Origin of the sequence: Antribacter gilvus (assembly GCF_003946865.1) — a bacterium.
GTDB lineage: Bacteria > Actinomycetota > Actinomycetes > Actinomycetales > Cellulomonadaceae > Antribacter > Antribacter gilvus.
Genome location: NZ_QXTH01000018.1, coordinates 36794 through 58137 on the forward strand (window position 1 = coordinate 36794; position 21344 = coordinate 58137).

Annotated in this window: 16 protein-coding genes; 12 read left to right on the forward strand and 4 right to left on the reverse strand. The window is 74.1% G+C overall.

What is annotated here, in order from left to right:
- Positions 1-4 precede the first annotated feature (4 nt).
- The gene (locus D1350_RS22185) at positions 5-4684 is read left to right on the forward strand and encodes a DUF4082 domain-containing protein (protein WP_164545281.1); all 4680 of its coding nucleotides are present in this window, start codon (positions 5-7) and stop codon (positions 4682-4684) included.
- 42 nt (positions 4685-4726) lie between these two features.
- On the opposite strand, the gene D1350_RS22190 is transcribed toward D1350_RS22185, so the two are convergent.
- Complete coding sequence (locus tag D1350_RS22190) at positions 4727-5329, reverse strand: hypothetical protein (RefSeq protein ID WP_125778236.1); 603 nt, start codon at positions 5327-5329, stop codon at positions 4727-4729.
- A gap of 199 nt (positions 5330-5528) precedes the next feature.
- Between D1350_RS22190 and D1350_RS22195 the strand changes: the two genes are divergently transcribed.
- Genes D1350_RS22195 through D1350_RS22235 form a run of 9 tightly spaced genes read left to right on the forward strand, consistent with a single transcriptional unit; the run spans position 5529 to position 14969 of the window.
- A complete protein-coding gene (locus tag D1350_RS22195) occupies positions 5529-6596 on the forward strand; it encodes a Gfo/Idh/MocA family protein (protein WP_125778237.1) in 1068 nt (355 codons plus the stop codon).
- Positions 6593-7645 (forward strand): NAD-dependent epimerase/dehydratase family protein, encoded by a 1053-nt coding sequence (locus D1350_RS22200; RefSeq protein ID WP_125778238.1) that lies wholly within the window; start codon positions 6593-6595, stop codon positions 7643-7645. The genes D1350_RS22195 and D1350_RS22200 overlap by 4 nt, the downstream gene beginning before the upstream one ends.
- A 29-nt stretch (positions 7646-7674) precedes the next feature.
- Positions 7675-8787 carry a DegT/DnrJ/EryC1/StrS family aminotransferase gene (locus tag D1350_RS22205; protein ID WP_125778251.1) on the forward strand — a complete coding sequence of 371 codons (1113 nt, stop codon included), beginning with the start codon at positions 7675-7677 and terminating at the stop codon, positions 8785-8787.
- 1 nt (position 8788) lies between these two features.
- Positions 8789-9442, forward strand: coding sequence for an acetyltransferase (locus D1350_RS22210; protein WP_125778239.1), 654 nt, complete (start codon positions 8789-8791; stop codon positions 9440-9442).
- Entirely contained in the window at positions 9439-10566 is a 1128-nt protein-coding gene (locus D1350_RS22215) for a DegT/DnrJ/EryC1/StrS family aminotransferase (protein ID WP_125778240.1), read from the forward strand. Before D1350_RS22210 ends, D1350_RS22215 begins: the two co-directional genes overlap by 4 nt.
- Entirely contained in the window at positions 10563-11768 is a 1206-nt protein-coding gene (locus D1350_RS22220) for a glycosyltransferase family 4 protein (RefSeq protein ID WP_125778241.1), read from the forward strand. The genes D1350_RS22215 and D1350_RS22220 overlap by 4 nt, the downstream gene beginning before the upstream one ends.
- Positions 11765-13255: a glycosyltransferase gene (locus D1350_RS22225; RefSeq protein ID WP_125778242.1), complete on the forward strand. Its 1491-nt coding sequence runs from the start codon at positions 11765-11767 to the stop codon at positions 13253-13255. Before D1350_RS22220 ends, D1350_RS22225 begins: the two co-directional genes overlap by 4 nt.
- Positions 13252-14727, forward strand: a complete 1476-nt coding sequence (locus D1350_RS22230) for an oligosaccharide flippase family protein (RefSeq protein ID WP_125778243.1) — start codon at positions 13252-13254, stop codon at positions 14725-14727. The genes D1350_RS22225 and D1350_RS22230 overlap by 4 nt, the downstream gene beginning before the upstream one ends.
- Positions 14728-14747: 20 nt before the next feature.
- Complete coding sequence (locus D1350_RS22235; protein WP_125778244.1) at positions 14748-14969, forward strand: hypothetical protein; 222 nt, start codon at positions 14748-14750, stop codon at positions 14967-14969.
- A gap of 157 nt (positions 14970-15126) precedes the next feature.
- On the opposite strand, the gene D1350_RS22240 is transcribed toward D1350_RS22235, so the two are convergent.
- Positions 15127-16404 (reverse strand): glycosyltransferase family 1 protein, encoded by a 1278-nt coding sequence (locus tag D1350_RS22240; protein WP_125778245.1) that lies wholly within the window; start codon positions 16402-16404, stop codon positions 15127-15129.
- A gap of 5 nt (positions 16405-16409) precedes the next feature.
- A complete protein-coding gene (gene asnB, locus D1350_RS22245; RefSeq protein ID WP_125778246.1) occupies positions 16410-18272 on the reverse strand; it encodes an asparagine synthase (glutamine-hydrolyzing) in 1863 nt (620 codons plus the stop codon).
- 227 nt (positions 18273-18499) lie between these two features.
- Here asnB and D1350_RS22250 point away from each other — a divergent pair, with 227 nt between their 5' ends.
- On the forward strand, positions 18500-19732 hold the full coding sequence (locus tag D1350_RS22250; RefSeq protein WP_125778247.1) for a hypothetical protein: 1233 nt from the start codon (positions 18500-18502) through the stop codon (positions 19730-19732).
- 4 nt (positions 19733-19736) lie between these two features.
- The gene (locus D1350_RS22255; RefSeq protein ID WP_125778248.1) at positions 19737-20780 is read left to right on the forward strand and encodes an acyltransferase family protein; all 1044 of its coding nucleotides are present in this window, start codon (positions 19737-19739) and stop codon (positions 20778-20780) included.
- Here the strand turns inward: D1350_RS22255 and D1350_RS22260 are convergent.
- Entirely contained in the window at positions 20761-21093 is a 333-nt protein-coding gene (locus tag D1350_RS22260; RefSeq protein ID WP_206074646.1) for a hypothetical protein, read from the reverse strand. The two genes, D1350_RS22255 and D1350_RS22260, sit on opposite strands and share 20 nt — an antisense overlap.
- Positions 21094-21344: the final 251 nt, after the last annotated feature.

Consider the following 21344-nt stretch of genomic DNA (forward strand, 5'->3'; position numbering starts at 1 on the left):
GGGCGTGCGAACCACCCTGATCGGCATGCTGGCCGCGGTCGGCCTCGTCGCCACGCTGGGCGGAGGCGCCGTCGTCGCCCCCGCAGCCGCGGCGACCGACCCCTGCGGCCCGGGCTCCAACCCCGTCGTCTGCGAGAACTCCAAGCCGGGAGACCCGGCGAGCGAGTGGGACATCGCGGGCGCGGGCGACCCGGACATCCAGGGCTTCGCCACGGACATCAGCGTCGACGCGGGCAGCACCGTCGGCTTCAAGATCGACACGGACGCCAGGGCGTACACGATCGAGATCTACCGGACCGGCTGGTACCAGGGCCTCGGCGCGCGCCGGATCACGGCGGTGACGCCGTCGGTCCCCCTGCCGCAGGTGCAGCCGGAGTGCGAGTCGAACCTCGAGACCGGCCTCTACGACTGCGGGAGCTGGCGGGTCTCGGCCTCCTGGGCGGTCCCGGCCAACGCGGTCTCGGGCGTCTACGTCGCGCTGCTGACCCGGACCGACACGGGGGGTGCCAGCCACATCACCTTCGTGGTGCGTGACGACGACAGCCACTCGGACATCATCTTCCAGACGTCGGACACGACGTGGCACGCCTACAACACCTACGGCGGCTCGAGCTTCTACCAGGGCGGGGCGGTCGGCCGGGCCTACGAGCTCAGCTACAACCGGCCGTTCGCCACGCGCGCGCACGAGCGGGGCCGCGACTTCTACTTCAGCGCCGAGTACGCGATGGTGCGGTTCCTCGAGCAGAACGGGTACGACGTCACCTACCAGGCAGGCGTCGACACCGACCGGTACGGCAGCCTGCTGCTCAACCACGACGTCTTCCTCTCCGTAGGCCACGACGAGTACTGGTCGGGGCAGCAGCGCGCGAACGTGGAGGCGGCGCGCGACGCGGGCGTGAACCTGATGTTCCTCAGCGGCAACGAGGTGTACTGGCGCACCCGCTGGGCGCCGTCGACCGCCGGTGCCTCGACCCCGTACCGGACGATGGTCTCGTACAAGGAGACGTGGTCCCACAAGAAGCTCGACACCTCGTCGCCCGAGTGGACCGGCACGTGGCGCGACCCGCGCTACGCCTCCCCGGCCAACGGCGGTGGCAAGCCCGAGAACGCCCTCATCGGCACCCTCTACATGGTCAACTTCTCCGACCTGCCGGTGACGGTCTCGGCCGCGGAGGGCAGGCTGCGCCTGTGGCGCAACACGAGCCTGGCGTCGCTACCCGCCGGGAGCTCCGTGCAGCTCGCGCCCCACACCGTCGGCTACGAGTCCAACGAGGACCTCGACAACGGGCACCGCCCGGCGGGCCTGATCCGGCTCTCCACCACCGTCGGCGCGGTCCCGGAGTACCTCCAGGACTTCGGCAACGTGGTGCTGCCCGGCACCACCACGCACCACGTGACCCAGTACCGCGCGGCGAGCGGCGCGCTCGTCTTCTCGGCCGGGTCCGTCCAGTGGACCTGGGGCCTCGACGCGGAGCACGACGGTCTCGGCGCCCCCGCCGACCCGCGCATGCGGCAGGCCACGGCCAACGTCCTCGCGGACATGGACGCCCAGCCCGCGACGCCCGCGGGCATCGTCGCCACCCCGAAGTCGTCCGACACGGCCGGGCCGACGGCGCAGATCACCTCGCCCGCCGCCGGGGCCGACCTGGCGAACGGCTCGCTCGTGACCGTCTCGGGCACCGCGTCCGACGTCGGCGGCCGGGTCGCGGGGGTCGAGGTGTCGCTCGACGCCGGCTCCACCTGGCACCCGGCCCAGGGCCGCGAGACGTGGTCGTACACGGCGCGCGTGTCCGGGTCGGGTTCCGTGGAGCTGCGTGCCCGGGCCGTGGACGACAGCGCGAACATCGGCAGCGCCGTGTCCCGCGCCGTCGACGTGGCCTGCCCCTGCACGGTCTTCGGCGACGAGGTTCCTCCCGTCCCGGCCGCCGACGACGCGGCCCCGGTCGAGCTGGGCCTGCGGTTCACCCCGATGAGCACGGGCTTCGTCGCCGGGGTCCGTTTCTACAAGGGCCCGGGGAACACCGGCACGCACCGCGGCACTCTCTGGGACAGGAGTGGGCAGGTCCTCGCCCAGGCCACGTTCACCGCCGAGACCACGACCGGCTGGCAGACCGTCCCGTTCAACCAGCCCGTGCCGGTCGCCGCGGGGGAGCCGTACGTCGTCTCCTACACGGCGCCCGTGGGCCGGTACGCCATCGACGAGGGCGCGTTCGTCGCCCGCGGGCGTGACGCGGCCCCGCTCCTGGTCGACGGCGGCTTCGGCGCCCAGCCCGCGGGCCTGTTCGGACTGCCGGGTACGTTCCCGACCGGCTCCTTCGGTAATGCGGCCTACTACGTGGACCCCCTGTTCACGGCCAGCGACGACTCGCCGCTCGCGGCCTTCGCCGCCGAGCCGCTCGGCGGTTCCGTGAGCGTGCCGCTCGGCTCGACGGTGCGCGTCCGGCTGTCGAAGCCGGTCGACCCCGCGTCGGTCGCCCTGGCCCTTGCGGACGAGGCGGGCAACGCGGTGGCGGGCAGCACGGCCTACGACGCCGTCACACGGACCGTCACCTTCACGCCCGCCGGGCCGCTCGCCGGCTTCGCCGGGCACACGGCGACGGTGACCGCCACGTCCCTGGACGGGCTCGGCGTCTCGAGCGGCGGTACGTGGTCCTTCCGTACGGTCCGCCCGGCCTCCACCGCCTGCCCGTGCGGGCTGTACGACGACGGAGTGGTCCCGGCCCTCGTCGACGTCCCCGACCCGGACGCGGTCACCCTCGGGGTCCGGTTCACGCCGGCCGAGGCGGGCACCGTGACCGGGGCCCAGCTCTACAAGGGCCCGACAGGCTCCGGCCCGTACACCGCGTACCTCTGGGGCCCGGACGGCCAGGTGCTCGCCCAGGGCCAGGTGACGCAGACGGTGACCAAGGGCTGGCAGGACGTGCCGTTCGCCGTGCCCGCGCAGGTCCAGGCGGGCGTCCAGTACACGGTGGGCTACCGCGCACCGGCGGGCCGGTACTCCGTGACGGCGGGCGCGTTCACGTCGCCGCTCACGGTGGGCAGCCTCAGCACGCCGGCCTCGGCAGGCGTCTACACCTACGGTGCTGGCCGCCCGACGGCGCCGACCAGCACCAGCTACCTCGTGGACGTCGTGTACGACCCCACGCCGCCAGGCCCGGCCGTCACCGGCCGGACGCCGGCGGCGGGCGCGGTCGAGGTGGCGGTCGGCACGCCGGTCTCCGTCACGGTCTCCGAACCGGTGGCCCCGGGCGCCTCGCTCACGCTGACTGACGGCGCCGGGGTCACGGTCCCCGGGACGGTCGCGGTGTCCGCGGACGGCACGACCGTCACGCTCGACCCAGCGGCGGACCTGCCGCACGGCAGCGCCCTCACGGTGGCGTTCAGCGCGCAGACGGCCGACGACGGCACCGCCGTCGGACCGCTGAGCTGGGCGTTCACGACGCAACCCGCCGCCGGGACGTGCCCCTGCACGATCTTCGGCGGGGCGGTACCGCCCATCACGTCCAGCGACGACGCGGCAGCCATCGAGCTGGGCACCCGGTTCACGACCGACCACTCCGGCGTGGTGTCCGCGGTGCGGTTCTACCGCGGCGCGGGGAACGACGGCCCGCACACGGTCACGCTGTGGTCCGCCACCGGGGCCGTCCTCGCGACCACCACGGCGCCCGCGGCGACCACCGAGGGTTGGCAGACCGTTCCCTTCCCGGTGCCGTACCCCGTCGTCGCCGGTACCACCTACACGGTGTCCTACCGGGCGCCGCACGGTCGCTACGCGGCGGGCGCGGGCCACTTCGCGCAGCCACGGACCATCGGGCCGCTGAGCACGCCCCGGGCGGCGGGGGTCTACACCTACGGCGGCGGCTACCCGCAGTACTCCTGGAACGACGCCGGCTACTGGGTGGACCCGGTGTTCACCAGCGGTTCGCTGGGCCTGGTCACCACCACGCCCGCCGGGGGTACCACCGGGGTCGACCCCGCGACGACCGTCAGCGCTCGCCTCACGTACTCGCCGGTCGGCGAGGAGCCGGTGCTGCGCCTCTCCGGCCCGGGCGGGGTCATCCCAGGAGCGAGCAGCTTCGACGCCGCGACCCGGACGGTCACCTTCACGCCCGCCGCCGGCCTGCCCGGCGGCGCGCTGATCGCGGCGAGGGTCGATGTGGCCGGAGCCTCCGTGGGGTCGTGGATGTTCACCTCCCGCGTGACCTTCCCTGCAGGCACCGTGACCCTCTGGTCCGACGCGGACGCTCCGGCGGTCGCGAGCTGGTCCGACCCGGACCCGGTCCAGGTGGGGACGCGCGTGCACGTGAGTGCCGCGGGGACCGTGCACGGCATCAGGTTCTACAAGGGGGCGCAGAACACGGGAACCCACACCGGGTACCTGTGGTCGGCGTCCGGTGACCTGCTCGCGAGCGGCACCTTCGCGGACGAGACCGCGACGGGGTGGCAGACGCTCTTCTTCGACCAGCCTGTGACGGTCACCGCCGGGACCGACCTGGTGGCGTCCTACCGGGCGCCCGCGGGGCACTACGCCGTGACGGTCGACGCGCTGGCCGCACCGCGGGTCCAGGGGCCGCTCAGCACGCTCGTCCCCGGCGGGGCGTACGTGTACGGGACGGGCTTCCCCGGCTCGACGGTGAACCACAGCTACTGGGTGGACGTGCTCTTCGCCCCGACGGCCCCGTAGGGGCCGGACGAGGTCACTGTCTCGGCGGGGAGGGGAGTCGGCTCAGCCTGCCGTCAGGCTGCCGAAGAGCGTGACCCGGCAGGCGCCGTCCTGCTCCTCGGCGTCGACCACCACCGACCCGTCGTCGCGCACGAAGGTTGCCGTGGTGGACCCCGGGGCCACGTCGGTGGTGGACTCGACGAACCCGCCGCCGGTGAACCACGTGCGGTACGAAACGAGGAGGGGGCCGCAGCCGCCGTCGGCCCGGCCGTCCAGCGTGACCTGGTAGCGGGCGCCCTCGACGGACAACGAGCTGGTCACGACGGACAGCCCGTCCGGGACGGTCACCACGTCGGCGGGGAAGCCGGGCGCGAGCCCCTCGGCTGCTCCGGAGGCAGGGGCCGCCGAACGCCGCCCGGCCACGGGCGCTGCCGCAGCGAGGTCCCCGAGGGGCCCTTCGGTGGCTGCCTGCGTCGGCAGCGACTCCGAGCCCTCGCCGCCGGTCTGCCCACCGCTACGGCCCGTCACGGTCGGCACGGGCCCGGGCGAGGCCGTGCCGGAGGTGCCGTCCGCGCCCGGGGTGCCGGGACCGGCGTCGGGCGAGGCGGTGCAGGCCGACGTCGTCAGGACGAGGGTCGCGACCAGGGCGAGGACAGGCGTGCGCATGATCGCCAGGCTAGGTGTTCCCGGGGGTGCCGGAGGGCCCCTCGCCAGGTGAAATGCCCCCGGGGGACTTCACCCGGCAGTGACGGGTGAACTGGGTTGCTGGGCGGCTTTCGGGCCTGTGCCCGCGACTATGTTGATCGCGGTCCGGACCCCACGTGCGGTGAGCGGGCCACCCGACCCGAGCCCGAAGGATGCCAACATGTCCGAGCCGAACGTCCTGCGTGCCGCCGTGGTGGGCGCCGGCTACTGGGGGCCGAACCTCGCTCGCAACTTCGCCACGTCCGACCGGTGGGAGCTCGCGGCAGTGTGCGACCTGGACGCGGGGCGTGCGGCACGCGTCGCACGGGCGAGCGGCGGGGCCGACGTGGAGACGTCGCTCGACGAGCTGCTGGCGCGGGACGACGTGGACGCCGTCGCGATCGCCACCCCGGCCCGGTCCCACCACGCCATCACGATGGCGGCGCTGCGGGCCGGCAAGCACGTCGTGGTCGAGAAGCCGATCGCCGACAGCGCCGCCCTCGCGGACGAGATGGTCGCGGAGGCCGAGGCCCGCGGTCTCGTCCTCATGACGGACCACACCTTCTGCTACACGCCCGCCGTGCGGAAGATCCGCGAGCTGGTCGAGGCGGGCGAGCTGGGCGACCTGCTCTACATCGACTCGGTGCGCATCAACCTCGGGCTGATCCAGCCCGACGTGGACGTGTTCTGGGACCTCGCCCCGCACGACCTGTCGATCGTGGACTTCGTGCTGCCCGGCGGGCTGCGGCCCGTGTCGGTCGCGGCGCACGGCGGCGACCCGCTCGGCACGGGCAAGGCGTGCGTCGGCTACCTGTTCATGCCGCTGGAGAGCGGCGCGGTCGTGAACGTGCACGTCAACTGGCTGAGCCCCACCAAGATCCGCCGCATCACCATCGGCGGGTCGAAGCGCACGCTCGTCTGGGACGACCTCAACCCGCAGCAGCGCCTCAGCGTCTACGACCGCGGCGTCGACTACGAGCAGATCGTGGCCGACGGCGAGGAGCGCCGGGCGGCGACCGTCTCGTACCGCCTGGGCGACACGTGGTCCCCGGCGCTGCCCGAGCGGGAGGCGCTCGGCCAGATGGTCACCGAGCTGGCCGACGCGATCGGCGAGGCGCGCGCGCCGCTGACCGACGGCCGCGCCGGTCGGCGGGTGCTCGGAGTCCTCGAGGCCGCGTCGTCGAGCCTCGCCGCGGGCGGCACAGCAGTCACCCCCTACCTCGAACGAGAGCTGGAGATTTCCGCATGACCACCCTGCAGGGCGCGAACATCCTCGTCACCGGAGGCGCCGGGACGATCGGCTCGACCCTCGTGGACCAGCTCCTCGACGCGGGCGCCGCCCACGTCGACGTGCTCGACAACCTCGTGCGCGGCCGCCGCGCCAACCTCGACGACGCGCTCGCCGACGGGCGGGCGACCCTCGTCGAGGGTGACGTCCGGGACCGCGACCTCGTCCACGACCTGACCCGCGGCAAGGACCTGGTGTTCCACCAGGCCGCCATCCGGATCACGCAGTGCGCCGAGGAGCCGCGGCTCGCGCTGGAGGTCCTCGTGGACGGCACGTTCAACGTGCTGGAGGCCGCCGCGGAGCAGCACATCGACAAGCTGGTGCTGGCGTCGAGCGCGTCCGTGTACGGCCTGGCGGAGGAGTTCCCCACGCCCGAGCGGCACCACCACCACGACAACGACACGTTCTACGGCGCGGCGAAGTCGTTCAACGAGGGCATGGTGCGGTCCTTCCGCGCGATGCAGGGCCTCGACTACGTGGCCCTGCGCTACTTCAACGTGTACGGCCCGCGCATGGACGTGCACGGCCTCTACACCGAGGTGCTGGTGCGCTGGATGGAGCGCATCGCCGACGGCCGCCCGCCCCTGATCTTCGGTGACGGCCGGCAGACGATGGACTTCGTCTGCACGCCCGACATCGCCCGGGCGAACGTGCTCGCCGCGAGCAGCAGCGTGGTCGAGGGCGTCTACAACATCGCGAGCGGCACCGAGACGAGCCTGCTCGAGCTGGCCGAGGCGCTCCTGCGGGTCATGGGCTCCGACCTTCCGGTCGAGCACGGGCCGGAGCGTGCGGTGAACGGGGTGGTGCGGCGGCTCGCCGACACCACCGCGGCCCGCGAGGACCTCGGGTTCGAGGCGACGATCGGCATCGACGAGGGTCTCCGGCTGCTCGTCGAGTGGTGGCGGCCCCTGCGCGAGGAGATCGCGTCGGGCCGCACGCCGGTGGCCGGGGCGCCCGTGGCCGCGGCGCCGGTGCCCGCCACGGCGGGCGCGCCCGGGGGCGCCGCGTGACCGCGACCGCGCCGGCCCGCGTCAACGTGATGAAGCCGTGGCTGGGGGCCGAGGAGGTCGCCGCCGTCACGGAGGTCATCGAGTCGGGCTGGGTGGCGCAGGGGCCGCGGGTGGCCGCGTTCGAGGCGGCCTTCGCCGAGACGATGCAGGCCGGCGAGGCCGTGGCGACGTCGAACTGCACCACCGCGCTGCACCTCGCGCTGGTCGTGGCGGGCGTAGGCGCGGGGGACGACGTCGTCGTGCCCTCCTTCTCCTTCGTCGCCACGGCGAACGCGCCCACCTACGTGGGGGCACGGCCGGTGTTCGCCGACGTGGACCCGGTGACGGGGAACGTCACCGCCGAGACGGTCGCGGCCGCGCTCACACCTGCCACGCGGGCGGTGATCGTCGTCGACCAGGGTGGTGTGCCCGTGGACCTCGACCCGGTGCGGGCGCTGTGCGACCCGCTCGGGATCGTCGTGATCGAGGACGCCGCCTGCGGCGCGGGCTCCACGTACCGTGGGCGGCCGGTCGGGGCGGGCGCGGAGCTCTCCGCCTGGTCGTTCCACCCGCGCAAGATCCTCACCACGGGCGAGGGCGGGATGCTCACCACGAGCCGGCCGGAGTGGGCGGCGCGGGCGCGCCGCCTCCGCGAGCACGCGATGAGCGTCTCCGCCGCCGAGCGGCACACGGCGCTGGTGGCCCCGCCCGAGGAGTACGGCGAGATCGGCTTCAACTTCCGCATGACGGACCTCCAGGCCGCGGTCGGCCTGGTCCAGCTGGGTCGCCTCCCCGAGGTCGTCGCCCGACGACGGACGCTGGCCGCCGCCTACCGCGCGGCGCTGTCGGACGTGGCGGGCGTGCGGCTGGTCGCCGACCCGGACTGGGGCACGAGCAACTTCCAGTCGCTGTGGCTCGAGGTGCTGCCGGAGCACCCGCTCGACCGCGAGGGTCTGCTGCTGGCCCTCGCGGAGGCGGGGGTGTCGGCGCGGCGCGGCATCATGGCGGCCCACCGGCAGCCCGCCTACGCCGGACGGGACACGGGGACGGTGCCCCTGCCGGTGACCGAGCACCTGACCGACAGCACCCTGATCCTGCCGCTGTTCCACCAGATGACCGACGAGGAGCTCGGCCGGGTCGTCGCGGTGGTCCGCGGGGCGTGACATGACCGGGGGAGCGGACAGCGCGCCGGTCCTGCTCGTCGGCGCGAGTGGGCTCGCCCGCGAGGTGCTGGCGGTGCTGCGGGAGGCCGGACGACCCGTCGCCGGGATCCTGGACGACCGGCACGCCGACCTCCCGTCGCAGGTCGGCGGGGTTCGGGTGCTCGGCGGGACCGACGACGCGGGGGAGTACCCCGGCGCCGGTCTGCTGCTCTGCATCGGTCCCGGCCGGGGCCGGGCGGCGGTACGGGAGCGGCTCGCGGCCGCGGGGGTCGGTGACGGCCGGTTCGCCACGGTGGTGGACCCGTCGGTGCGCAACCCGGCGGGGTGCCCCGTCGGCGCGGGCTCGATCCTGCTCGCTGGGGTGACCGTCACCGCGGACGCGGTGCTGGGGCAGCACGTCGTGGTGATGCCGGGCGTGACCGTGACGCACGACTGCGTCGTGGAGGACTTCGTGACCTTCGCCGCGGGCGTGTCGCTCGGCGGGGGCGTGCGCGTCCGACGAGGCGCCTACCTGGGGATGAACGCCTCGGTCCGGCCCGGCGTGATCGTCGGCGCGGGAGCCACCGTGGGCATGGGCGCCGTCGTGCTGACGGACGTCCCGGACGGACAGACGTGGGCCGGAGTGCCCGCACGACAGCTGGGAGAGCACCCGTGAAGGTTCCGTTCCTCGACCTCGCCGCGCAGTCGGCCGAGATCGCCGGCGAGGTGCTGCCCGCGTGGCAGGACATCCTCGCCTCCGCCGCGTTCGTCGGCGGCCGGGAGGTGGCCGCGTTCGAGGAGGAGTACGCCGCGTACACCGGCGTGGGTCACTGCGTGGGCGTCGCCAACGGCACCGACGCGGTGGAGCTCGCGCTCCGCGCCGTGGGCGTGGGCCCGGGCGACGACGTGATCCTGCCCGTGAACACGTTCATCGCCACGGCCGAGGCCGTGTCGCGGATCGGCGCCGTGCCCGTGCTGGTCGACGTCGACGACGAGCACCTCCTCATCGACCCCGCCGCCGTCGGGGCCGCCGTGACGCCGCGCACCCGAGCGATCGTGCCGGTGCACCTGTACGGGCAGGTCGCGCCGGTCGAGGCCCTCGAGCCGGTCGCGGCGCGGCACGGCCTCGTGATCGTGGAGGACGCCGCGCAGTCGCAGGGGGCGTCGTCGGCCCGCGGGCGCTCCGGGGCGATGGGCCGCGTCGCGGCCACGAGCTTCTACCCGGGCAAGAACCTCGGCGCGGCCGGGGACGCGGGGGCCGTGACCACCGACGACGCCGATGTGGCCGCGTTCGTGCGGAACGTCTCCGCCCACGGCAGCTCCGTGAAGTACGTGCACGACCGGGTCGGGTTCAACTCCCGGCTTGACGCCGTGCAGGCCGTGGTGCTGCGGGCCAAGCTGCGCCGGCTCGAGGGCTGGAACGCAGCCCGCCGCGCGGCCGCCGAGCGGTACACGGCCCTCCTCGCGGACGTTCCCGGCGTGCGGGTCCCTGCCACCCGGCCGGGCAGCACGGACGTGTGGCACCTGTACGTGGTGCGCGTCGAGGAGCGCGAGCGGGTGCTCGGCGAGCTGGCGGCGGCGGGCGTGGGCGCGGCGATCCACTACCCGACGCCCCTGCACCTCACCGAGGCCTACGCCTCCCTCGGCCTGGGCGTCGGCGCGTTCCCCGTCGCGGAGGCGGCGGCGTCGCGGCTCCTGTCGCTGCCGATGTTCCCGCACCTCACGGCTGCCCAGCAGGAGCGGGTGGTAGAGGTGCTGGCGGGCGCGGTGCTCGGGGCGCCGGAGGCGGTCGGCCGGTGAGCCCTGACCGGCGCGTGCTGGTGCGCCTCAACAGTCTCGAGCTCGGCGGCACGCAGATCAACGCCGTCGACCTGGCCGCTGCGCTGCGTGCGCACGGCGTCGAGTCGCACCTGGTGGGTCCGCGGGGCTCGCGGCCCGACGGTCCCTCCCTGCTCGACGTCGCCGCCGCCCGCGGTGTGACGATCGAGCCGTACGACCCGGCCCCCGGCCTCCGCGCCCACGCGCGGCAGCTCGCGGAGGTCGCCGACCGTGTGCGCGCCGACCTGGTTCACGTCTACGGCTCCTGGGGTGGCGACCGTCCCGTGTTCTGGGGCCCCGCGCTCGGCGGCCGACGGCCGTGGGTGCACACCGTCTACGAGATGCAGGTGGCACCCGTCGTGTTCCGGCACGTGCCGCTCGTGGTGGGCACCGGCTACCTCCTCGACGAGGCGGTGGACCGGCCCGGCCGCACGGTGCTGATCAGCCCGCCCGTCGACACCGACGCCGACCGTCCCGGCGGGGCCGACGGCGGCAGCGGTGCCGATGGCGCCGCGTTCCGGCGCGAGCTCGGCCTCGCCGACGGCGAGGTGCTGCTCGGCATCGTCAGCCGGCTCGACACCGACATGAAGGCCCTGCCCGTGGAGATCGCGATCGACGCGGTGCGGCACCTGGGCGACGGCGTCACCCTCGCCGTGGTCGGGACCGGCGACGCCGAGGCTCGCCTGCGCGAGCGCGCGGCCAAGGTCAATGCAGCCCTGGGCCGCGAGGCAGTCCGCCTGCTCGGCCCGACGGCGGACCCCCGCCCCGCGTACGACGCCTCCGACATGGTGCTCGGCATGGGCGGCTCCGCGGCGCGGGCCCTCGCGTTCGGCACGCCGCTCGTGGTGCAGGGCGAGGCGGGCTGGTCGTGCCTCTTCGAGCCCGCGACCGCGGAGGGCCTGGCCCGCAACAGCTACTGGAGCCCGGACCCCGTGCCCGACCCGGTCGCCACGCTTGTCGACGCCGTCCGCCCGCTCCTGGGCGACCCGGCGCGACGGATCGAGCTCGGCGCGTTCGGGCGCGAGTTCGCCCTCGGCCGGTTCGGGCTGCCCGCCATGGCCGAGCGCCTGGCTGCCCTCTACGAGGAGTCCCCGCGGCTGTACACGGCGCGCGAGTGGGCGGCCGACCTCGCCCAGGAGGCCGGCCGGGTCGCCCGCAAGGCCGCGGGCAGGGGCACCGCATGAGCGGGGCTGCGGGCCCCTCCGCCGAGGCAGTGCCTTCGTCCGGGGCGTCGCGCCCGGCCTGGCGCGAGGCCGGGATGTCGCGCCCGGCCCGGCGCGGGGCTGCCCTTCGCGCCCGGGTGCTGCGGACGGCGTCGGCCGCGTCCGACCTGCTCCCGCCCCGCCTGCGGTACGGCCACGCGCGCACGCTGGCGGGCAGGCTGCTGGGCCGGACGGAGCTGCCGGTGCTGGCCGCACCCGCCGCCGCCCCGTCCCCCCCCGCCCCTCGTGCTGTGGGTACGCAGGTGGTCGCCTCGCAGGCCGAATCGGCGACCATACGTGTACCCACAGCGACGGGCGCCGGGGCGACGGGAGTGACGTGCGTGCTGGTGGCGGGCGGGCTTGATGTCGGCGGGGTGGAGGCCGTGGTCGCGACCCTGGCGCTCGGGCTCCCGGGGGAGGGGGTCCGCGCGGTGGTGGTCGGCACGGGCGAGGGCCGCACGGCCGACCGGCTCCGGGCGGCGGGCGTGACGGTGATCCGGTCGACGCCCTCCGACCTGGCGGGCGTGCTCACCGGCCTGGCCCCCGACGTGGTCCAGGTGCACGACGCCTCGGCAGCCCAGGGTGTCGCTGCCTGGGGCGGCCCGGCAGTCTGGGTGGCGCACAACCTGGAGATCCACCGCGGAGCGGACGAGTGGGCTGCCGTGTCGTCCGCGTGCGCCCGGGCGGACTCGGTCGTGGCGGTGAGCGACGCCGTCGCCCTGCACCACTCGCGGCACACCGGCGGGTCCCATGACGAGGTCGTCGTGATCCCCAACGGGGTGGGCCACCTCGCCGCCGGGCCCGGCCGGGCGGAGGCCCGTGCGGCACTCGGCGGGGTGGTCCCCGTCGAGGCGGACGACGTCGTGGTCGTGAGCCTCGCCCGCTACGACGCCCAGAAGAACGTGCCCGGGCTGGTGCGGGCGTTCGCCCGCGCTCTGCTGGCGGAGCCACGGCTCCGGCTTGTCGTCGCTGGCGGCGTCGCGGACGTCCTCGAGCACCGTTGGGCCGACGCCGAACGGGTCGCCTCGGGCGCCGAGAGCCGGGTCCACCTGCTGGGCCCCTCCGACTCCGCGACGCTCCTCGCCGCCGCCGACGCCTTCGTGCTCGGCTCGTTCTTCGAAGGCTGGTCCGTGGCCGCGACGGAGGCGGTGGTGGCCGGCCTGCCGGTCGTGCTGTCCGACGTCGGCGGGGCCGTCGAGCTTGCTGCCCTCGCTCCCGGCCGGGTGACGGTGGTACGACCACCAACCGGTGACGCGCCCCTGACGGACTGGGCGGTGCGGGAGTCGCGCCGTCGTCGGCGGCAGGACAACGAGGCCGAGCTGGCCGCTGCGCTCGCCGCGCTCCCCGGGAGGCCCCCGGTGGAGCCGGATCCCGGGTTGCTCGCGGTGCTGTCGGCCGGCGAGATGGTCGCCCGGCACGCCGGGCTCCTGCGCCACGTGACGCCCGGCGTGGCGGGGAGGACCCGATGACCGCGGTGGAGGACCCGGTCGAGGACTCGGTCGACAGCGCGTCCGGGCCGTCGCTCGCGCGGCGTGTGCGCGGTGGCCTGGCGTGGAGCGCGGTGTCGACGGTGCTGCTCAAGATCGGTGGCCTCGCTGTCGGCGTGGTCATCGCGCGGCTGCTGACGCCCGAGCAGTTCGGCGTCTACGCCGTGGCGCTGACCATCCAGACGGTGCTCGTCGCGGTCGCGGACCTGGGGCTCAGCACAGACCTGATCCGCAGCAAGGAGCCGGAGCGCCGGGCGCCCACGGTGGCGACGGTGTCTGCCGTGGTGAGCCTGGTCCTCGCCGTGGCGACGGCGGCCACCGCCCTGCCGCTCGCCGGCGCGCTCGGGGCTCCGGACGCCGCCCCCGCGATCGCGGTGCTGGCGATCACGATCCTGTTGGCTGGCGTGGGCGTGGTCCCGTACGCGCGGTTGCAGCGCGAGTTCGACCAGCGGAGCCTGTTCGTCATCGGCATCGCCGACTTCGCGGTGAGCACCGTCGTGACGATCGGGCTGGTGCTGCTCGGCTGGGGCGTGCTGTCGCTCGCTGTGGGGCGGGTTGCCGCGCAGCTCGTGTCGACGGTGCTGCAGTTCGTGCGGGCGCGGGTGCGGCCGTCGTTCGGCCTGGACCGCTCGCTGGTGCGGTCGGTGATCCGGTTCGGCGTGCCGGTGGCGGGGGCGAACATCCTGTCGTGGGCGGTGCTGGGTGTGGACAAGCTGATCCTGGGCCGCCTCGCCGGGCCGACGGCGCTGGGCTACTACGTGCTGGCGTCGAACGTGTCGTCGTGGCCGATGAGCTTCCTCGGTCAGGCCGTGCGGGGCGTGGCGCTACCGCTGTTCTCGCGGCCCGAGGTCCTGGCCGACAAGCGGGCTCCCGCCTCCGTGGTGGGGCCGGTGTGGGCCGTGGCCGCGCTCGGTGCGTGCATGATCGGCGCCGGGGCCGACCCGCTCGTGGCGGTCGTGTACGGGCACGCCTGGGACGCTGCGGCTCCCGTGCTGGTCCCGCTCCTCGCCCTGGGCGGGCTGCGCGTGGTCTTCGACCTCTTCGCCGCGTACCTGTACGCGCACGGCCGGTCCGCGAGCGTGCTCGTGGTGCAGGTGGTGTGGTTCGTGGGGCTCGTCGCGTCGCTGATCGCGGGGGTGTCCGGACTGGGGCTGATGGGCGCGGCCTACGCGCACCTTGCCGTGAGTCTCGTCGTGGTTCTGCCGCTCTACGGGGTCGCGGTGGCGAGGGCCGGAGCGTCTGGGCTGTCGCTCGTGTCCGCGCTGTGGTGCCCGGCGCTAGGGGCTGTCGTTGCCGGGTTCAGCGGGCACGTCGTGGGCGGGTTCGTCCAGCACGACGTGGCCGCGCTCGGGGCGTCGTTCGGGGTCGCGGCCGGGGTGTACGGGGTGCTGGTGGGCTGGTGGGCGGTGCCGCGCGTCCGGTGGTTCCTCCGGACGGGCGCGGGCCGGGGATAGGGAGATCAATGCGGTTTCAGGTGAGCGCTGGCGGGCCGAGTCCAGTGACGGTCGTCCTCGAACCGTCGGGCATGGAGTACGTGCTGCAACCTGGCGATCACTTCGAGTTCGAGTGGGAGGACGTCACGGGGGACCTCATCGGCACGATCGACCATCAACCCCACACGATCACGATCGGCGAGGGCAGCGGTCGGGCGCGGATGTGGAACTCCAACGGCGACGAGCTGTCGATGCTCGGGTGAGAACCAACTGAGCCGGGGATGCAGCCGCCGCGAGTGAGGCCCGGGAGCAACATGAGGTGTGCTGACGTTGTCACTCTGCGTAGACATCGTCACCGATAGTGACATCGCCAGCGACGACGCTGCTCTCAGCGGCCCTGCCTCAGAGGCATGCCCGGCGTCAGCCGGAGGCCGCCACGCGGCCGTCCCTCACCTCGCACCCCAGCTCGTCCGCCAGGATCCGCACGACCGCCTGCTCGGTCTCCGTCCAGGAGCGCGCCCGCACGCTACGCGCAGCCGCTCGCGCCACCTCCGGCGTGTGCCGCTCCACGGCGTCGGAGAGCGCTGCCGCGAGGGCCGACGGCGTCGGCCGCGCCCACGCCACGTGCGGGTTGTCCAGCACCGCGCGGGCGAACCCGGTGTCGTTGAGCACGGGGGTGGTGCCGCACGCGAGCATCTCCTCGGGCACGAGCGAGATGTTGGTGAACGACAGGCTCAGCCCCGCGGCGGCGGACCGGTACAGCGCGGCCAGGTTCTCCGGCGTCAGGCGCCCGTGGTCCACGACGGGGAAGCCCAGCCCGCTCACGTGGTCGCCGTAGGCGTGGATCGGCTGGTCGGGGTGTCTCTCGTGGAACTGCCGCAGCGCGAGGACCGCCAGGCGGAAGCCGCGCCGGTCGTTCCCCGGCTTGGCGTAGAAGACCACACCGCGCCGCGGGCGCACAGGCTCCACGAGCCCGTAGTCCGACGTGTCGCCGCCGAACGGCACCACGTCGCTCGGCACGTCCAGCTCGCGGGCGAGCGCCTCCTGGACCATGGGGCCCAGGGCGATGTTCCGGAAGCCGAACCGGTAGGTGTCGGCGGCGAACTCGTAGATGTCGCCCCGCGGGAAGAAGTACGGCTCATAGTCCTGCACGAAGTAGAGCAGCCGGGTGCCGGGTGTCGCTCGGCCGGCGAGCACGTGCGCCGTCGACCAGGAGGAGGCGACGCACGCGTCGAAGCCCTCGACGACCGGGCCCACCTCCGCGATCTCGCAGTCCAGCCAGGGCCAGCCGGTCCGGACGATCTCCGCGTACTCCTCGACCGGGCTGTGGAACCGGTTGTAGAAGAGGAGCGTGTTGCGCAGCCCCGCCTCCTGGGCGGCGCGCATTATGCGGAACAGCGTCGTGTGGCCGCCCGAGCCCGCCGCGGGCGGGATGGCCAGCCACGCGACCCGGGGCGGGCCGCCGTCGGCCGAACGCCCGCCGCGAGGCGCCGGGCCCGGGCGAGCCGCGCCGCCGTCGGCCCCCGCGGCGGCGTCGCTCAGGGCGGCCCGGCGCCGCGCCAGAGCGTGGGAGTCGGCGAGGTCCTCGAAGAGGATCGGGACGTCCAGCTCGCCGATGTCGAGCGCGTTCGCGACGCGCTGGACGGCGAGCTGGGCGAGGAGGCGCGGCGGCTTCTTGAAGCGGGAGAGGCGAGGCACGGGGGTCAGCTCCGGACGTTTGCGACCCGGGCGTCCCGGATGCAGGTCTCGTGCCAGATCTCCAGCGACAGGAGCGTCCAGATGCGGCTCTCCTCGTTGAAGCGGCCGCTGTCGTGGCGTTCGAGCAGGTCGCGCACCAGGGCGCGGTCGAGCGTGGCGCCCACGAACGAGCTGGGGTCGGTGAGCCGTCCCCACAGGGAGTCGCGCAGCCCGGACCGGAACCACGCGTCGAGCGGGACGCGGAAGCCCACCTTCTTGCGGTCCACAACCTCGGTGGGCAGGTAGCGTCGCGCCACCTCCTTGAGCGCCCACTTCGTGACGCCTCCACGCACCTTCACCGACGACGGCAGGCGGAACGCGAGCTCGACGAGGCGGTGGTCGAGGAGCGGTGGGCGCAGCTCGAGCGACGAGGCCATGCTCATGCGGTCGCCCCGCTCGAGGAGGTTGTCGGGGAGCCAGCTCTCGAGGTCGTAGCGGAGCATGCGGTCCACGGCGTCCGCCCCGACCGGAACCTCGCGGAGGCGGTCCGGGGCGGGCGTGCCCCCCAGCAGGACCTGACGCTCGTCGGCGGTGAACGGCGCGAACCAGCTCTGCAGCTGGTCGCGCTCGGTCGGGGCGGCGACGGCGCGCAGTGCGATGCGGGCGCGGCCGAGCCGGGCCGGGAGGCGGGACTCGGTGAGCCGGGCCACGGAACCCCGCAGGGGCGCCGGCACCGCGCGGGACGCGTCCAGCCAGGGCGCGACCCGGTACTTGGGGTAACCGGCGAACAGCTCGTCGCCGCCCTCGCCGGAGAGCACCACCGACACGTGCTTGCGGGCCGTCTCGGCGAGGCGGAACACCGCCATGTCCGCGGGCTCGGACACGGGCGCGTCGCGGTGCCACGTGAGCCGGGGCCACAGCTCCTCGAAGTCGGCGGCGCGCACGTCCACCTCGTGGTGGCGCGTCCCGACGTGCTCGCTGACGCGCCGTGCCCAGCCCAGCTCGTCGTGCCGGGGGTCGCCGAACCCGGCGGCGAACGTCTCCACGGTGGAGTCGCCCCGCAGCTGCTTCATCACGGCTACGATGAGGCTCGAGTCCACGCCGCCGCTGAGGTACGAGCCCACGGGGACGTCGGCGACCAGGGCGGCCGCGACGGCGTCGCGCACGGCCTCGTCCACGGCGTCGACGACCTCGGCGTCCGACCACCGCCGGGTCGCGTCCACCGGGGGTGCCGACCAGTAGCGGCGCACGGTCACGGTGCCGTCCGCGGCGAGCTCCGCGCGGTGGGCCGCGGGCAGCTTGTGCACGCCCGCGAACAGGGACCGGGGCGCCGGGACCGAGCGGCCCGCGAAGTACGCGTCGAGGCTCAGGGGGTCCACCGCGGGCGTGCTGTCGGCCACCGCGTTGACGGCCTTGACCTCGGACGCGAAGACCAGCCGGTCGCCGTCGTGCCGGTAGTAGAGCGGGAGCACGCCGAGGCGGTCACGCACCAGGTGCAGGGTCCCCGACGGGCGGTGGAGCGCTGCGAACGCGAACTGCCCGCGCAGCTCCTCGACGAACCCGACCCCCCGCAGGGCGAGGCCCGCGAGGAGCACCTCGGTGTCGCCGTCGGTCCGGAACGGGTAGTCGAGCGTGGCCCGCAGGTCGCGGTAGTTGAAGATCTCGCCGTTGAAGACGAGCACCCACTGCCCGTCGGCCGAGTGCATCGGCTGGTGCGAGGCGGAGAGGTCGATGATCGAGAGTCGCGTGTGGGCGAACCCCGTCCCCGGCTCCGACCAGTGCGACGACTCGTCCGGGCCGCGGTGTGACAGCAGCCCCGCCATGGCGGTGAGCGCGGTCTCCGGGACGACGCCGCCGGTCAGGTCGCGGACGCCGGCGATGCCGCACATCAGGCACGCCCGGGCACGGTGGGGAGGTGGGTCACGCCCGCCAATCTAGGCGAGCGCCGACGGCCCGGACGGGCTCCCGCGGGCGAAATCGCACCTGGTCGCGGGCGAAAAGCTGGAGGAGAGGGGCGAGGTCGGGCAAGCAGGGTGAAACCACAACGAACGGTTGTCGCACCGGGAGGCCCGTGCGAGGCTCCGGGCGAGGACGCCTCCCGCCGAAGGATCGGTCCATGAACGCAGAACCTCGTCACAGCCGCCTGACCCGCCTGGGTCCCGGCGCCGCCCGACGGGTCGTCACCACCCTGATCGCCCTGCTCTGCGCGGGCCTGCTCGTGCCGTTGCTCGCCAGCGGCGCGCAGACGCCCGGGCGGCCCGGTCTGGACGGCCCGCTGCCGTTCGGGGCCCAGCCGTCGGGCAGCACGTCGGCCTCGTCGTCCCCGTCCGGATCGGCGTCGGCGTCGGCCTCTCCGAGCCCGTCGCCGACGGCGTCGTCCGAGGGTGCGGGGGCCGGGGGAGGTGCGGGGGCCGACGCCGGGGCGCCCGCCGCCGTCGTGCCGCGGCAGCCCGCCCCGGCGGGACCCGTGGTGCCGCCGAGCACGTCCGGGCCGGGCTGGACCGTGGACGCGAGCACGGTGGGGCTGCGGCCGCATGGCCTCTCGTGCGACGCCCTCCCCGTGTACACGGGGAGCTGGCAGGTGCCGCGCGGGACGGTGATCTCGGGCATGCGCATCACCGAGGCCATCGACCTGTCGGCGGGCGGCATCACCATCGAGCGCAGCTGCGTGCGGCCCGGCGAGGTTTCGGCGGGCAACCCGGTGATCACGACGAAGAGCAACATCACCGGCGGCATCGCGCCGGAGCGCGTCGTCATCCGGGACAGCGACATCGACGGCTCGCTCCTGGACACGGAGTCCGCCGCGATGGTGGTCGCGTTCATGGGCGTGGCGGACCTCGTGGGGAACTACGTGCACGGGTTCGGCAGCGGCATCGCCGTCATGAACGCGGGAGAAAAGCACGACATGCGCGTGGAGCGGAACTACGTCACGGGCCATGTCGCCTGGGGCGACGCCGCCGGGAGCGGCAACCACTCCGACGCCTTCACCATCCGCGACTTCTCCGCCGCCTCCCGCTCGGACCGGTCGCTCGTGGTGCGGAACAACAGGTTCGACTGCGACTCCGGCAACGCCACCGGCGCCTTCTTCATCCAGACGTACGCCGGGCGCATCGACAACGTGCACATCGAGGGAAACCTGCTCGAGGGCGAGGGCTGGCAGCTCGTGCTGCACGAGATGACCTACCCGTACAGCGGCATGGTGGCCCTGAACAACCGCCTCACCGGCACCGGCTGGGGCGACACGTACGTGGCGACCGGCCCGGGCTGGGCCCGCTGGCAGGACAACTACCGCTTCGGGCCCGGGGCGGCGGACGCTCGCGGCACCGCCATCGGCCAGCCGCGACCCTGACAGGATGACCCTCATGCAGCCCTCCGGTGGATACCGGCCCGCGCTGGACGGCCTGCGCGCCGTCGCGATCGCGGCCGTCGTCCTCTTCCACGACGTCGTCACCTGGGTCCCCGGCGGCTACATCGGCGTCGACGTGTTCTTCGTGCTCAGCGGGTATCTCATCACCGGCATCCTGCTGCGCGAGACCGACCTGCGCGGCGGGGTGTCGTTCCGGAACTTCTACGTGCGCCGGGCGCTGCGGCTGTTCCCTGCGCTGCTCCTGCTCGCGGGCCTGCTCATCACCGCCTACCTGCTCCTGCTCGACGGCGCCGACCGGCGCGAGAGCGTCATCGCCGCCCTCGCCGCCGTGACATACACGTCGTCGCCGCTGGCCGCCGCGGGCTACCCCCTCGGGTCGATGCTGCACGCGTGGTCGCTCTCCGTGGAGGAGTACTTCTACGTGGTGTGGCCCGCCGTGGTGGTCCTCGTGGCGCGGGCCCGCCGGCACCGGCTCGCCATCGTCGCGGGCATCACCGTCGCCGCCGTCGCGTACCGGCTCGGTGCGGCGCTCGCCGGCTGGGACCTCGAGCGGATCTACTACGCCGCCGACACCCGCGCCGAGCAGCTCCTCATCGGCTCCCTCCTCGCCGTGGTGCTGGCCCGCGGAACGCTTCCCGTGCGGGCCTGGCACGGCGTGGTCGCCGCCGCGGCGCTCCTCGCCTTCGCCGTCACCCCCGCGGACCTCACCGCGCCCCTCTACCGCTACGGCGGCTCCACCCTCGTGGCGCTCGCCGCGGCCACGCTCGTCGTGCTCGTGGTCCAGCGGCCCGACGGCGCCGCCGCCCGCCTCCTGTCCACCGCTCCCTTCACCTGGGTGGGGAAACGGTCGTACGGCATCTACCTCTGGAACCCGCCGATCGCCGCGCTGGTCGGCTTCGCCCTGCCGCAGCAGGTCCCGGCGCTGCCGGTGGTGCTCGTGCTCACCGTGGTGATCCCGGCGTTGTCCTACCGGTTCGTGGAGGAACCGTTCCTGCGGATGAAGGACAGGTTCACGACGAGCGGCCGGTAGGCGGAAGGCGCTCGGCCCGAGCCCTCATCGACTCTGCTTCGGTGTCCCAATCGGGTCCGAAGCACACAAGGTCGGTCGCGGCCTCGCGCAAGAGCTCCGCGTTGTCCGGATCTTGCAAGCACGCGAGCCGGTACGCAAGGTTTCGTGCCCAGACGGGCAGAGACATCCAGTCGTCGGCCAGGCTCTGGCGCAATGCCGTCAGGATTTCCTCCGACGGCGCAAAGGTGACGACCTCCACGAAATCCCGTGCTGCATCGGAAAGCGCAAGCTCGTCTGCCGCTTCGAGCTGCTTCATCGTCTCGAGCAAGGTCACCTGTTCTGTCCCTCTCCAGGGATTGAGCCCTCGGCTCGACTGTTGGTGCACTGGCGTTGTCACTGTGAGTAGACGCTGTAAACCAGGAGTGACAATGCCAGACGCACAAGGGTCCTTGCCGGAGGCCGGAGCGACGTTCCCGAGCGGCGTGCTAGCTGTACTGACCCGAGAGGTTGTTGACGCGGGCGATAGGCGTGAGGCCGCCGATGCCGAGGTGGGGTCGTTCCAGGTTGTAGTGCTTGAGCCAGGCA

What these genes read in the sequence shown, in the direction of transcription:
- D1350_RS22190 (WP_125778236.1), bottom strand. Translation starts at nt 5,329, where the DNA reads ATGCGCACGCCTGTCCTCGCCCTGGTCGCGACCCTCGTCCTGACGACG.
- D1350_RS22195 (WP_125778237.1), top strand. Translation starts at nt 5,529, where the DNA reads ATGTCCGAGCCGAACGTCCTGCGTGCCGCCGTGGTGGGCGCCGGCTAC.
- D1350_RS22200 (WP_125778238.1), top strand. Translation starts at nt 6,593, where the DNA reads ATGACCACCCTGCAGGGCGCGAACATCCTCGTCACCGGAGGCGCCGGG.
- D1350_RS22205 (WP_125778251.1), top strand. Translation starts at nt 7,675, where the DNA reads ATGAAGCCGTGGCTGGGGGCCGAGGAGGTCGCCGCCGTCACGGAGGTC.
- D1350_RS22210 (WP_125778239.1), top strand. Translation starts at nt 8,789, where the DNA reads ATGACCGGGGGAGCGGACAGCGCGCCGGTCCTGCTCGTCGGCGCGAGT.
- D1350_RS22225 (WP_125778242.1), top strand. Translation starts at nt 11,765, where the DNA reads ATGAGCGGGGCTGCGGGCCCCTCCGCCGAGGCAGTGCCTTCGTCCGGG.
- D1350_RS22230 (WP_125778243.1), top strand. Translation starts at nt 13,252, where the DNA reads ATGACCGCGGTGGAGGACCCGGTCGAGGACTCGGTCGACAGCGCGTCC.
- asnB (WP_125778246.1), bottom strand. Translation starts at nt 18,272, where the DNA reads ATGTGCGGCATCGCCGGCGTCCGCGACCTGACCGGCGGCGTCGTCCCG.
- D1350_RS22250 (WP_125778247.1), top strand. Translation starts at nt 18,500, where the DNA reads ATGAACGCAGAACCTCGTCACAGCCGCCTGACCCGCCTGGGTCCCGGC.
- D1350_RS22255 (WP_125778248.1), top strand. Translation starts at nt 19,737, where the DNA reads ATGACCCTCATGCAGCCCTCCGGTGGATACCGGCCCGCGCTGGACGGC.